Raw genomic sequence first — 13,357 nt, 5'->3', positions numbered from 1 at the left:
TGCGATATCAAGATATCAGCGAGCGCAAGGGATAATGGGTCACGCATTTTCAAAACTGACGAGCCGAGACGCGGTGCATGCTAAGTCGATGGAAGCGCTTTTGGCAGCTCGGCCGTCATGATTTCGGCGCTGATGCTCCTGAGCGCTGCGTCGATCAGTGCGCCGGACGCGGCCGTCATCGAATGGCTCCTGCTCCGGAAGGAATATTGTACCGCGACAGTAGACGGGTGTGTCGACCATGACGGGCGGCAGCTGCGGCCCAGCACGCGCTTTGCCGTCAGCAACGTCGTTTGCCAGGCCTTGAAGGCGCACCAGTGGTCCTGGCGTTGCAGTTTCGACGTCCGGCAAACGCGCTGGATGGAGGGCGAACAGGTTGGCGGGGCGGACCACAAACAGATGACGCGCATTTTTGACGCCGTGAGCGTCATCGACCAGAACAGAAAGAAACAGGCGCCCCAAGTGATCTGGATGGAACGCGCCTCCGAATAATTTTAAGCCGGAAGATCGGTATAGGTCCTGCTCCAGAGTTGGCCGCTTGCAGCCAGTCAGCCGACCGTTCCGGGCGTCAATGCAATCGTAGAGCTGTCCGGGACCCGCCGCCGCTAGTTTGCGGCGGCCGTGTGGAGCTCGCCCAGCCGGACCATCTCGTTGCCCGCCTGCATCGTTCGCGCCGCGAACGCGCGGGCTTCAGCGAGTCCTGCGTCATCGCGGGCTTCGAACGTCGGGCGGAGGCCGTGCTTGTCGGTGCTGAAGCCCGATCCGGGCGCCATGGAGACGGTTTCGCCCGCCGCGACGGCTTGGGCCTGGAGGGTCCGCAGCAGCGTCGATGTGTCGAGTTTCCCCAGATAGGTGATCGTTCCTGCCTGAATGTCGAACTCGACCGTCTCGACCGGGAACAGCAGGCCCCATCTTTTTTGCTGCCAGATGCTGGCCAGGCGATACCGCCCCGGCTTGAGCGTGCGGGCGACATAAATTTCCTGCGCCGCGCCGGGCTCGACCTTGAGTACATAGACGCGCGATCCGAAACCCGACGAGCCCGATTTCTGCAGCCATAATTGATAGTCGGCCGATATTGTATCGACGCGCAGCAGTACCGCGCCTTCCTTTGACTGAGGGGCGAGCCGGATCGTCTCGGGCGATTTTTGCGCCGCAGCCGGAGATATCGCGCCCACGACAAGCAGGATGGCAACGGACGCTGCCATCGTGAATGCCCGCCGCAATCGCCTTCTCAGATTTGGGGAGGCTTTGATCTTCCGCATAACCATCGAAAAAAGATACGGTCTTGCCGGTTTGTCGTCAACTTGCGCGGCACCATCCTGATCGGACTCCGAAAGGGCACGCCCTTCCGAGTATTAGACAGCTTTCACATTCTGATGTTTGGAAAAACCGACCGACCGCCTCCCAGTCCAGTTCTGACCGCGCGAACGAGCGAGACTTACCGAGCGCCGGAAAATGGCCGTTTGCGGCCTGTCAGCTTTTAGGTGGGAAACTCAGGAAGCGGACGTACGCCTCGCGGCGCCGCCACGACGGATACCGACCGAATATTACCACTGCCGCTGAACGCACCATCATCTATATGCTGCCCTTCGTTTGCAGACGACGTGATGTGCGGGAGATGCCCATGGACATGAGAAGGCTCATCGAAGCCTATCGTTGGCAACGGGGGCTGGGCCATAACGTCATTGCGACCCCTTATGGACGGATCGTTGCGAACGTGGCTCACCCGACGGTGTGGGACGCGAACCATGCTGACGCCGTGACGGCCGAGCAGCCTGAAGAAATCGAGGCGCTAATCGCGAGCATGGACGAACACCTCGCACACGCGCCATGGCGCGTCGTCCATACCGACCCGTTCACGCCCGAAGCTTTCTCCGCCCGTTTGGCACTCGATGGCTATATCGAACAACCGGCGGTCATCCAGATGGTTCTGGACCGTACACTCCAAGCCGTTCCGGGCAGCGACATCATCCCAATCGAAACCGATGGGGACTGGCGGGCGCTGGCGACATTGGTTCGCCGCGATCATGAGGAAGGTGCGCGTACGGGTGGGACGATCCTCTCTGCAGATGTAACCGATGGGATCGTTGCGGGATATCGCGCCAAGGATGGGCCTTATCGTTTCCACCTCGCACGCATCGATGGCATCCCCGTTGCTTATGGGGCCTGCGCCGCCGCGCCATCAGGCCCCGGAATGATCGAGGATTTATTCACGCTCCCGACCTATCGGCGACGCGGGATCGCCTCAGCCTTGATCGCGCATTTCTCGGGCCAGTTGGTCGCGCAGGGCTGCGACTTCATATTCCTCGGCGCACTTGTTGGCGAGCAGGCTCGGCATCTCTATGCCAAGCTTGGGTTTCGACCTGTCATGCTGAGCCGATGTTGGGTTCGTCAGACAGTGAAGCGGCAGCCCTAGTTCGCCATTGTCCGCGACCTCCCACATTCGTTCCAGAGCGGACGGTCACCGGACCACCCACTTCGGCCGTGGGAGCTATCGCGATCCCGCCAGCGCAATCAACTGCCGGACCTGGCCGATAACAGCCAGTCTGCTTTTTCTTCTGGAAACCCCCAAAGCCGACGGCACCTCATCAGTTAGGGGCAGCGAGAAAGGGCCTTCTGTCGAACTCCCGCCCCTGCAAAGCAAAAACGGCAAACTTCCGTGATTATTGGGGGTCAGACCTAGTATTTTTCCGCATGCCGCACCAGATAGCACTGATCGCATCCCTCAGTTCTGAGCGCCGATGCGACTGAGAGATGCGTCGAAGCTCCCGCTCATTTTGTGGAGCTGCGCCATGCCAAAGGTATCGACTTTTTCGAAGACCGCGCTTTCCTCCTTCGCTTCCGTTCGCCAAGTTCGAAGAGTTCTTTCAAAGCCGGAGATGGAGCGACAATCAGCTGTCGAGAATTGGGACAATGAAGGCGGTCGTTTCCCCGAGTTTGCTCCACTACGACACCCGTCTTCTGTGGTCGTCACAGGCCCTGAGCAGCTGGCTGACGAGATAGATCAGCTGACAGAAGCTCTCGCCAGCGATTTTGCGAATGGGTGTGTTGGGAAGCGCTACAATACCTATCAGCATCGTTCGCGAGTGATCCGGCAATTGACGGCGTGCAGGGCCGCGCTGTGTTCTGGTCCTCTATAACTCGAACTCAACCGTCAGCGTGACTGCCGGTTGCCCTGAGAGCATGGAAGACCTCTTATAAGCAAAGACTTTATTGTTCGGAGATACCTCGCGAAATGGCGACACTTCCGTCTGCCAAGGCACTCCTGCCGCCCTTTCGAGGCTTCGTTTCGACCGGCGCTATGCTAGCGACAACTCCCAAAGTGACATGGCATGGGTTGTCGATGAGCCCTTCTTCCAGCGCCATCGCCACAAGGTGGGCGCGATTGCGCGAACGGGTTTTCAGTTTGAGGTGGCTGATATGGGACTCGACGGTACGCGAATTGATCTCGAGCTCTCGACCGATCTCCTTCGCGGAGGCACCCGAAGCAACGAGCGTCAGCACTTCGAGCTCCCGCGCCGTCATAGGCTGCATCAATATATAAGGCATGATTTCCCTCCGGGGATCGCTCTTGCTGGGTCTTCAGCAAATTTGCGATCCTGGGCAGGCCCACGTGCGGGAATTGCGATTTCCCTTGTTCGACTGCGACTCGGAGTTCGTCGACCGGCCCTCTTAGCCTTTGATTAAGATTCATTCAACGAATTAAGCCTCCCATGCTTGCAATAGCTTGTCTGAAATAGATTGCCTGCTGCCCCATCCTGAGAATGACGGCCCAAGCGATCCGAAATCTCGTACCCCTAGAGTACGGGCTAGACCAGAAATGCACATAGGTAAAAATACAGACGTATTAGCCTGAGTTGTAACATGAATGATATGGTGACATAAAAATCTCATCGGGCATTCACAACAATTCCAAAGTCCTATCTATATTAATTTATATAGATCAGGATTATTGAGTGATATTGTAAAAACACTTTTCACTATTTTGAAGTTGCTATGAATTTTCGATTTCGATTCACCAATGGATCGAATTCCTTTGCTCGATCATCGGGCATACGAAGCCGGAAATCCCCGGTAACCACTTAAAATCAAGGGAATTATTCATGCGCAATTCAATATTCCTCGCTTCCGCAGCTATCGCATTGGTCGGCTTCAACGCCGCCCCCGCTATGGCGGAAACACTCAGTGTGCAGGGCGTCGTTGCCCCCTATTGCAACGTCAATCTCACCAATGTCTCGAGCGGCACCGCCTCGATCGCCTTCACCGACAACCAGAAGGTCGCGAACCTGCGCCTTTCGTGCAATGCCGCTTCGGGAACGAAGATGGTCACCGATCCGCTGAACGGTGACTTGCTCAGCGCTGCCGGCAATCGCATCAACTATGCGATGACGCTGAAGTCGCCCACCAATGCCAATTTCGTGATCAATGAAACCGACACGGCGCCGGGCAATGCCGAAGCCGTTGGCCTCTTCACGCGGCAGCAGGCCGGCTATGCGCAGAGCGTCGCCAACGGCCTTCCGCTCGAGCTCTGGCTCAATGTGAACGTCGAGAACGCCAATACCCAGCCGGATTTCTCGACCCCCAACGTGTTCCCGGCTGATGCCGCGCCTGCTGGCACCTATACCGAGGTGTTCAGCTTCACCGCTTCGTCCATCTGATCGGACGGGTCATGCATGGGATCGCCTTCACGGGCGGTCCCATGCTGCATTTTGACGGCGGGGACATGTCTCATGCGTATCGCATATTCACTTTGTGCCGCAGCTATCGGGCTTCTCGCCAACGCCTCGCCGGCGCAGGCGCAGGGCTATCAAATCCAGCCCATGCTCGCGACGATCCGCCCCTCGGGCCCCGATTCCCGGCTGACATTGTCGATCAAGAACACCGGCGAAGTGCCGATCATGCTCGAAATGATCCCCTTTCGTGCGAGTGTCGACGAGGCCGGAACGCCGACCCGGGCACCGGAGGACAAGGACCTGCTGGTCTATCCCGCGCAGACGGCCATTCCCCCCGGGCGCGAACAGACCGTACAGATACGCTATATCGGCGATGCCGCCCTCGCCGAGGCGCGGATGTATGGTGTGCGCGTGGCGCAATTGCCGATCGATTTTCGCACCGGCGCCGCGAAGGGCGACGCCAATGCTCAGGCGGATGTGAAGGTCAGCTTCAATTTCCTCAGCCATATCATCGTCTCGCCGGAGTCCGCCCGGTCCGACATCGTTGTCGAGGTCGTCGAGCACAAAGCCGATGGTGGGCTGGCGCTGCGGCTCCGCAATCCCGGAACGGGAATTGCGGTGCTCAACTCGGCGCGTTGGACCTTCACCGACGCCGCAGGAAAGAGCGTGGAGCTCGATACCGACCATGTTCAACTCGGAGATTTTTCGGCGCTCTTGCCGCACCAGGACCGGCTGGCGTCGGTCGCTGCGAAGGATGTCCCCGGACTGACGGGCACGATTACGTCCAAGCTGGAAATACCGTGACGCATGGAGCACTCGCTGCGACACCTTTCAATCTGCCTGTGCGGATCGATGCTCGGCGCCGTCTCCGGCCCGGCATCTGCAACCGTTCAGCCTTCGGACGCGTCGCCCGCAATTACCGCAGACTCAGAGGGCGCAGTGCCCGCTCCGGCAGGCGGTGCTTCGGCCCGGGTTCCGCTCGATGTTCCGCTGACGCTGAACGGAAAGTTCCTCGGCACCATTTCCATCTCGGTTGACGGCAAGGGCGATGGCGAGATCGACGCGAAGCGCTTGCTCGAGCTCCTTGGTCCGGTCATCACCCCGAAAATCAAGGCCCTGATCGAAGCCCGCATCGCGGGGCGCAATATCGTAGCCTTTGCCGCATTCGACGGCGATGGGCTGAGCATCGCCTTCGATACGCTGAGCCTGAGCGTCACGGCGACTTTACCGACCGACGCAACCAGCGCAACCGCGGTGCGCGTGGTCGAGCGCGACGGCGCGCCCGTCCCGCAGACCTTTGATCAGCCCGCGGGTTTTGCTGTGGGCGCCAATATCTCCGCCACCCAGCGCTATGTCCATGACGGGGGTCAGGGCTTCCAGCCACTCAGCGTCGATGTCGACGGCATCATGAACATCGGCGGCTTCGACGGCGTTACCGTGACAGGCGGCATGCGTTATGACGGCAACAATCGCGAACATCCTTGGGAGCGCCGCGAGATCCGGGCCACGCGCGATTTCTACGATAGCGCGGTCCGCGCCACGCTCGGCGAGTTCACCCCGGGCAGCACATCTTTTCAGGGCTCGGGCCGCATCCTCGGCTTCGGAGTCGAACGGGCCTTTTCGACGATACGCCCCTTTCAGAATGTGCGTCCGATCGGCCGCCAGGACTTTGTTCTCGATCGCGAGTCGAGCGTCGAAGTCTATGTCAACGATATCCGTGTCCAGACACTGAGGCTCGCGGCGGGCCGTTACGATATCGGGGACTTTCCCTTCGCCGCAGGACCCAACAATGTGCGGCTGGTCGTCGACGATGTCGGCGGACGCCGCGAGATTCTCGATTTCAACATCTTCAGCGGCGCCGATCTGCTCAATCCGGGGGTCACGGAATTCGGGGGCGCAATCGGGCTTCGCGAGGGTGACACGCGGCTACATTATGGAACGCCCGCCGCGACCGGCTATATCTACCGCGGCATTTCCAATGCTCTGACGTTGGGGGTCAACGCGCAGGCGACGAGTTTCTCGGTCCAGGCTGGCGGGTCGGCGCTATGGGGCTCGCCGCTCGGCTTCATCCAGGTGGAGGCATCGGCGAGCCGGAGCCTCAACGGTTTCGGGTTCGGAACAGCGCTTTCGTTCGACTATCGCGGTGAATTCTCGTTGCTGCGCGAGCGCGATCTGCGACTGAACATCTCTTCGGTGCTGCGTAGCGCCAATTTCCAGGACGCCTTCACGCGCGAAGCCCGCAATCTCCAGGCATGGCAGTCGGCGGTGCTACTCCAGTGGCGCGCGCCGTTCGAGATCAGCATGGGGCTGGGATATGGATATACGAAGATGCGCGGCGACGGGCGCGACATCCAGCGGTTCGATGCGAATATCGGACGCACTTTCGGGCGGTTCAGCGTGAACAGCACAGCGTCGCATATCAACGACGATCGTGGCGGTGATTGGCGCGTGTCGGTCGGCGTCTCGGTGCGCCTCGGCCCGGGCTGGTATGGCGATGTGCGTTACGACAGCAGCACGCAGCGCAAGGAGGTCGAGATCAGCCGGTCGTCCGAAGGCAGGCTCGACGAACTGAGCGGTAATCTCCGCTTTACCGACGAGCGCGAGGGCACCGCCTTGGCGGGGCGGCTCGCCTATATAAACAATCGTTTCGACCTTGTTGTGAACCACAACCGGATCGAATCGCGCAGTCCCGATGGCCCGAGTTCGACCATTTCCGACTGGAATCTCCGCGGATTTATCGGCTTCGCCGACGGAGCGATCGGACTAGGGCGGACGGTGAACGACGGTTTCATCATCGCGCCGGTCCATGACACATTGGCAGGAAGCCAGGTGCGCATCCAATCGGGCGACCGGATCGTGGCGCGATCGGGCCTGTTCGGACCGGCAGTCATTCCCGTAAACCGGGCCTATGGCATCAACCGCTATGAAGTGAAGATCGATCCGCTCCCCGTCGGCTATGATATCGGCAGCGGCGTCATCAACACATTCCCCGGCTTCGGCTCGGGTTACCGCGCCGAGATCGGCAGCGATGCCTCTCGCATCGCGACCGGGTATCTCGTCGGGCCGCAAGGCCCGCTTTCGCTCGTCGGCGGCACCGTCGAGGCGGTGGACGACAAGAAGCTCGAGCCGCGGCCTTTCTTCACCAACCGCAGCGGCCGCTTCGTCGCCGACCGGCTGGCGCCTGGACATTATCGACTGATCGTCGGCGGCGCCGTCGTCGCCACATTCGAAATCACCCGAGACTCCAAAGGATTGATCGATGTCGGTACGCTCAACACGCCATAGGCTCGCCATCGCCACCCTATGGGGAATTACCGCGGCCGGCACCGCCAATTCTGCCGCAGCTTGCGACGCTTTGGTCGTCGAACAGCCATCGGTGCTACGCCTCGACTATGACCCGTTCGCAAGCGCCCCGGCGGCGGGAAGAATGAATTTTAGCATCGAGAGCCGCTCGGCCGAGCGCTGCGCGATGGACATCGCCTTGCTCGGCCCCGACCGTCTGCCACTCGACGAAACCGAAGTCGGCGATACCGGCGTGCGGGTCCGTTTCAATGCCGGCGCCGGCGACACCGCGATGGCAGCGACCGCGACACCCGGAATCTGGCGCATTCAACTGGATCCCGGCAAACGATACCGCCTATCACTCGAGGTCGTGGCAATTCGCGATGCGGTCGCCGAGGCGGGCGAGCATTCCCAGACGCTCGAAATGGAGCTTCGCGACAGCGGTGCAATTTCGTCCAGCCACGCAGGGAATCCCGTGACTTTTAAGCTTGTCTCGCCGCCGCGGGCTCAGATGAACATTGCCGGCGCGGCGGGCGCTTTCGGCCAGGGGGCCGCGGTGAGCCGCGTCGACTTCGGCGAAATGACGGCGAATGAAGCGCGCCGCGTCTTTCTCCAGGTCCGCGCCAATACCATCTCGCGGCTCACCATCGATTCCGCCAACCGGGGCTTCCTCAAACTGGAAAACGGCAGTCCCGCGGCAGATTCGATCGGCTATTATGCCATCCTGAACGGCATCGAGATCGATTTGCGCCAGCATTATGACGCCATGTTCGATCTGCCGCGCACCCTTGCGGGATCGTCGCTGCCCTTCGATCTGCGCCTGGGCGAAGTGGGGGCGCATGTGGCCGGGACATACAGCGATCTCATCACGATCGAATTCAGCCCGTTATGATGGTTCATATGGACTGGCAGGATGGAACGCGAGTTCAGGAACGGGGTTGCGGCAGCCACCGATCGATACGCCGCCTGCAAGCCACGAAAAGTTCAGCGCGGTCGACATTCGTGAAATGGCCGTTCTCGGTCAGGCGGCTTTTAGTACAGAATGGAAAAAAGCGGATGTTGGCCGAGTAGGTCTGAGCGGTTTATCTCGCGGACAATCCTACTGGCCGACACCATCGAGCACGGAGATCCCTTCCGATCAGGCGGATCTGTTGAACACCGCAATAAGCGGTGCGATGTCGCGCTCCTTCTTCGCCGGCAATCATTTCTGCCGAGAAATAGTTGGTGTCTCCGGTCAACTTCCGCGGCCAAACCAGATGTCGGCGCAGGCGCGATGACACGCCCCGCCGCGATGTCCTCGGCCTGCCACGCCTCGGTGCTCGCGCCGTGCCCGTGATTAACCCTTAGCCTTGCGGATTCTTGTTTTCGCATGGGGCTTGTTTGCGGGCCGGAGCAGTTCGTAGATCGCACCGCCTGATCGTTGATCTAGCTAACCAACTAAAATACCTAGACTGAATGGACATATAAACATTGGCTTCAATGTATATTGACAATGAAATGAACATGCATCAGCTTCGGGCGCAGGAGAAAACTCCGGCCGGCAATCCGGCACAATTCAGGGGAGACAAAATGGCAGATTTCCGGTCGATGCCCGCGTTGCGCACTATTAGTCTGATCGCAATGGGGGTCGCACTCGCAATGCCAGCAGCGGCCCAGCAATCGCGCGAAGAGCCGCAGGCCGACCAGTCCCCTGACCCCGATATCATCATCGTCACGGCGCAGAAGCGGGAAGAAAAGATCCAGGATGTGCCTGTCGCTATCTCGGCCTTTTCCGCCGAGGCACTTGATAAATACAAGATCGAAAGCGGCTCCGAGCTGCTCCGCGCGGTGCCGAACGTAAACTTCTCGAAGAGCAATTTCAGCATGTATAATTTCTCGATCCGCGGGGTCGGGACCAAGGCGATATCGGCATCGAGCGACCCGGCGGTCGCGGTGAGCTTCAACAACACGCCGCTGATCCGCAACCGGCTTTTCGAGTCGGAACTCTTCGACATGGCGCGGGTCGAGGTCCTGCGCGGCCCGCAAGGCACGCTCTACGGCCGGAACGCGACCGGCGGGGTCGTCAACATCATACCCGCGCTGCCCGAGCCGGACTTCGGTCTGGCCGCCAAGGTGGAGGTCGGGAACTACAAGTCGATGCGCGCGAACGCGATGATCAACGTTCCGGTCACGGACACGCTCGGATTTCGCATCGCCGGCGCGCTCACCAGCCGCGATGGTTTCGACTATAACAGCTTCACCGATCGCCGGGTGAACGGTCGCGAGCTTTGGTCGACGCGGGCGTCGCTGCAGTGGGAACCGAGCGACCGCTTCAAGATCAACGCGATCTGGCAGCATTTCCAGGAGGACGACAACCGGTCGCGGACCGGCAAGCAGCTGTGCACGACCGATCCCGGGCCAAGCCGCGTCGGCGACGTGGACGTGACGGACCCGTTCGTGCGCGGGCGGATGAGCCAGGGTTGCCTCGCGGGATCGCTGTACGACGACGCCGCCTTTGGCGCACCAAACGGTTATTCGCTTTCCTATTATCTGGCCCCTTATGCGATCTCGATCGGCCAGGATCCGAACACGTTCGAAGCGGTGCCCCTGATCCGCCCGGGCGACCCGTTCGCCGGCGTCACCCAGTCGCGCAACCTGCGCGAGATCGCGACCAGCTACGATCCCGTCTTCCGGGCCAAGAACGACGTCTTTCAGCTCAACATGGAATTCGAGCCGTCCGACGGACTGAAGCTGGTGTCGCAGACTGCCTACGCCCGCGACCGCTATTACTCGTCGCAGGACTATAATCGGTTCGTCGCCAACCCGGGCTTCAACGACTCGCTGCAACCGCTGCTCGACTTCTTCTTCGAACCGATCGACACGTCGGTGTTTCCGGGCGCGACGCCGGGCGGCCTCTTTTGCGATCCGCAGCTCGGTTGCTCGGATCGGCTGCTATCTGTCGACATCAGCCAGTCGCGCAACCGCCAGTGGATGCAGGAACTGCGCCTGCAGTCCGACTGGGACGGCCCGATCAACTTCAACCTCGGCGCGAACTATCTCGATTTCAAATCGAAGGACGATTATTATGTCTTCAACAACTTCTTCACGCTGATCGGACAATATTTTTACGGCACGAGCGGCCCCGGCGGCATTCCCGTCCCGCGCTCCTGCCCGCTTGGCGACGAGAGCGCCGAATGCATCTATATCGACCCTAATCCGATCGGCAGCCTCGACAACCAGGGGCATAATTATTTCCTGAGCCAGAACGGAATCCGTACCAAATCGAAGTCCATCTTCGGCGAGCTTTACTGGAAATTCTCCGACACGCTGAAACTGACGGTTGGTGCGCGCTATACGCAGGATCGCAAGGCATCGACCCAGATCCCGAGCCAGCTCCTGCTCGGCGGCGGCACCGACGGACCCAACCCCGGCTCGTCGACCGGCGGGCGCGTAAACAGCGGCTATCCGGCGCAGCCCGACATAAATCAGCGCTGGAACAAGTTCACCGGCCGCGTCGTACTCGACTGGAAGCCCGAACTCGCCTTCACCGACGACACGCTCATCTACGCCTCGGCGTCGCGCGGCTACAAGGGCGGCGGGACGAACCCGCCGCGGGTCGATATCAACCCCGAAATCGTTCAATATCTGCCGCTGCCGCAGACCTTCAAACCCGAATATGTGAACGCTTTCGAGATCGGCACGAAGAACAGCTTCGACGGCGGACGCTTCACGCTGAATGCGACCGCCTTCTACTATGACTATAAAGACTATCAGATTTCGCAGATCGTCGATCGCATCGCGTTCAACGAGAATTTCAACGCGACGAGCTATGGCCTTGAGCTCGAGGCCGCCTGGCGCCCGTCGCGCGCGTTCCGGGTCGACGCCAACCTCGGCTATCTTCGCACAAGGCTCAAAGACGGCGAACAGTCGATCGACGTGATGGACCGCACGCAGGGCAACGAAGACTGGATTCTGCTGCGCCCCTGGTTGCAGGCGCCATCCAACTGCGTGGCACCGCGCGTCCTTGTCGAGCGCATTCTGGCGGCGAATACAGGGCTCGAGCAATTCGCTCTGCCCGCAATGTGTCCGGGCGGCAATCGTCTCGGCGGTTTCAATCCGGACGTTCCCGGCGGTATTCCTTTCTGGGCTCTATACGGTTTCACCTATGACCCCTTCGCTGCCTATGACCCCAGCAAGATCGGTCTCGACATCGCGCAGGGCGGAAGCGGTGCCCCCAACCAGGGGCGCGGCTTCAACGCGGACCTGTCGGGCAACGAGCTTCCCAACTCACCGCGCCTGACCTTCAACATCGGCGCGCAATATACGGTCTTCCTCGACGGCGGAAACTGGGAGCTGACGCTGCGTGGCGACTATTACCGCCAGTCGAAGAGCTATGCACGTGTGTACAACACCGCCTACGATCGGATCCGAGGATGGGACAACGCAAATCTCGCGCTGACGCTCACACGCCCAGCCTCGGACCTCAGCTTCCAGCTCTATGTGAAAAATCTATTCGACGATGCTCCGATCACCGATGTCTTCACCAATGCCGACGACACGGGCCTCAGCGCGAATATTTTCACTCTCGATCCGCGTATAATCGGGTTTAGTGTCGCCAAAAGGTTCTAGAATTTTAGGATAGTTTAGATGAATCTTCCAAAATCCGAATATAGATTAATAATATGGTAAATAATAAACATATTTTTACTTCATTTTTAATTTCATATCATTGATATTTATTACGATTCAATTTGACATTAATGTATATGTAAGCTATCATCTCCTTGCTTCACTGAGTCGTTACAGTGCAGCATTCCGAAACATTATAAATGCTTAGGAGATGGATGATGAAGAAATTTGCATTAATGGTCGCGAGCTCCCTCGCCCTGCTCGGAACCCAGCCCGCGAGCGCGCAGACCTATTCGCCGGCGCCCGGAACCTGGACGTGGTCGGGTAACGTCCAGGTGCAGAAGGGCAGCGGCCCGCTTCTTACGTGCCGTCTCACGGTCACCGCCAATGTGACCGCGACGAGCGCCACTGCGTCCGCATCGCTCGGTCTCGGCGACATCCGCTGCCTCACCGTTTCCTTCACCGGCTCGCCCTATACCGTGACCTGGAGCGCTGGCCCGCCCGAGACGGTGACGCTCAACAACGTCTTCGTGAACACCAGCATCACGCCCGGCAACTGCGCCGGTAACGTGACGGCGAACTTCAATGATTCGACCAACGATGCGCTGGTGATCAACACCTCGATCCCGCAGGTTACGAGCGGCGGTGCCTGCACGATCGTCGGCACGCTTGCCAAGACCGCACCCGCAGGCGCGATCGATATCAGCTGATCCCTCCCCGCTGCCGATGGCATAGGCAGCGGACCCACAGCCTCGGGCGCGCGGACCCCGCGCGCCCATTTTTCCGTTCCGGGGCGA

11 protein-coding genes are annotated in these 13,357 nt (G+C 59.9%); 9 read left to right on the top strand and 2 right to left on the bottom strand.

Annotation, left to right across the window (positions count from 1 at the left end; translation table 11 throughout):
• The first annotated feature begins 117 nt into the window (after window positions 1–117).
• A complete protein-coding gene (locus tag ACQY80_RS12295) occupies window positions 118–489 on the top strand; it encodes a hypothetical protein (RefSeq protein WP_428679943.1) in 372 nt (123 codons plus the stop codon).
• Window positions 490–602: 113 nt separating this feature from the next.
• Here the strand turns inward: ACQY80_RS12295 and ACQY80_RS12290 are convergent, their stop codons facing one another.
• Window positions 603–1,202: a hypothetical protein gene (locus ACQY80_RS12290; RefSeq protein WP_428679940.1), complete on the bottom strand. Its 600-nt coding sequence runs from the start codon at window positions 1,200–1,202 to the stop codon at window positions 603–605.
• 419 nt (window positions 1,203–1,621) lie between these two features.
• Here ACQY80_RS12290 and ACQY80_RS12285 point away from each other — a divergent pair, with 419 nt between their 5' ends.
• A complete protein-coding gene (locus tag ACQY80_RS12285) occupies window positions 1,622–2,413 on the top strand; it encodes a GNAT family N-acetyltransferase (protein WP_428679937.1) in 792 nt (263 codons plus the stop codon).
• Between the two features lie 794 nt (window positions 2,414–3,207).
• Here the strand turns inward: ACQY80_RS12285 and ACQY80_RS12280 are convergent.
• Window positions 3,208–3,546, bottom strand: coding sequence for a response regulator transcription factor (locus ACQY80_RS12280; RefSeq protein WP_093509553.1), 339 nt, complete (start codon window positions 3,544–3,546; stop codon window positions 3,208–3,210).
• A gap of 554 nt (window positions 3,547–4,100) precedes the next feature.
• Between ACQY80_RS12280 and ACQY80_RS12275 the strand changes: the two genes are divergently transcribed.
• The 7 genes from ACQY80_RS12275 (at window position 4,101) to ACQY80_RS12245 (ending at window position 13,270) form a co-directional block, all read left to right on the top strand.
• Window positions 4,101–4,655 carry a hypothetical protein gene (locus tag ACQY80_RS12275; RefSeq protein WP_428679934.1) on the top strand — a complete coding sequence of 185 codons (555 nt, stop codon included), beginning with the start codon at window positions 4,101–4,103 and terminating at the stop codon, window positions 4,653–4,655.
• A 72-nt stretch (window positions 4,656–4,727) separates the two neighbouring features.
• On the top strand, window positions 4,728–5,474 hold the full coding sequence (locus tag ACQY80_RS12270; protein WP_093509555.1) for a fimbrial biogenesis chaperone: 747 nt from the start codon (window positions 4,728–4,730) through the stop codon (window positions 5,472–5,474).
• 135 nt (window positions 5,475–5,609) lie between these two features.
• A complete protein-coding gene (locus ACQY80_RS12265; RefSeq protein WP_428679931.1) occupies window positions 5,610–7,955 on the top strand; it encodes a hypothetical protein in 2,346 nt (781 codons plus the stop codon).
• 70 nt (window positions 7,956–8,025) lie between these two features.
• A complete protein-coding gene (locus tag ACQY80_RS12260; protein WP_428679929.1) occupies window positions 8,026–8,844 on the top strand; it encodes a hypothetical protein in 819 nt (272 codons plus the stop codon).
• A gap of 46 nt (window positions 8,845–8,890) precedes the next feature.
• Window positions 8,891–9,229: a hypothetical protein gene (locus ACQY80_RS12255; protein WP_428679926.1), complete on the top strand. Its 339-nt coding sequence runs from the start codon at window positions 8,891–8,893 to the stop codon at window positions 9,227–9,229.
• A 292-nt stretch (window positions 9,230–9,521) separates the two neighbouring features.
• A complete protein-coding gene (locus ACQY80_RS12250) occupies window positions 9,522–12,560 on the top strand; it encodes a TonB-dependent receptor (protein WP_428679923.1) in 3,039 nt (1,012 codons plus the stop codon).
• 236 nt (window positions 12,561–12,796) lie between these two features.
• Window positions 12,797–13,270, top strand: coding sequence for a hypothetical protein (locus ACQY80_RS12245; RefSeq protein WP_428679920.1), 474 nt, complete (start codon window positions 12,797–12,799; stop codon window positions 13,268–13,270).
• Window positions 13,271–13,357 lie beyond the last annotated feature (87 nt).

The organism is Sphingopyxis sp. (genome assembly GCF_965279755.1).
Taxonomy (GTDB): Bacteria; Pseudomonadota; Alphaproteobacteria; order Sphingomonadales; family Sphingomonadaceae; genus Sphingopyxis.
Note: the sequence above shows the minus strand (reverse complement) of the source record. Positions and strands in the feature narration are given on the sequence as shown.

Excerpts from the sequence above, each read along its gene's own strand:
- ACQY80_RS12285 (WP_428679937.1), top strand. The coding sequence starts at position 1,622 with ATGGACATGAGAAGGCTCATCGAAGCCTATCGTTGGCAACGGGGGCTG.
- ACQY80_RS12245 (WP_428679920.1), top strand. The coding sequence starts at position 12,797 with ATGGTCGCGAGCTCCCTCGCCCTGCTCGGAACCCAGCCCGCGAGCGCG.
- ACQY80_RS12290 (WP_428679940.1), bottom strand. The coding sequence starts at position 1,202 with ATGGCAGCGTCCGTTGCCATCCTGCTTGTCGTGGGCGCGATATCTCCG.
- ACQY80_RS12275 (WP_428679934.1), top strand. The coding sequence starts at position 4,101 with ATGCGCAATTCAATATTCCTCGCTTCCGCAGCTATCGCATTGGTCGGC.
- ACQY80_RS12250 (WP_428679923.1), top strand. The coding sequence starts at position 9,522 with ATGGCAGATTTCCGGTCGATGCCCGCGTTGCGCACTATTAGTCTGATC.
- ACQY80_RS12270 (WP_093509555.1), top strand. The coding sequence starts at position 4,728 with ATGCGTATCGCATATTCACTTTGTGCCGCAGCTATCGGGCTTCTCGCC.
- ACQY80_RS12280 (WP_093509553.1), bottom strand. The coding sequence starts at position 3,546 with ATGCCTTATATATTGATGCAGCCTATGACGGCGCGGGAGCTCGAAGTG.
- ACQY80_RS12295 (WP_428679943.1), top strand. The coding sequence starts at position 118 with ATGATTTCGGCGCTGATGCTCCTGAGCGCTGCGTCGATCAGTGCGCCG.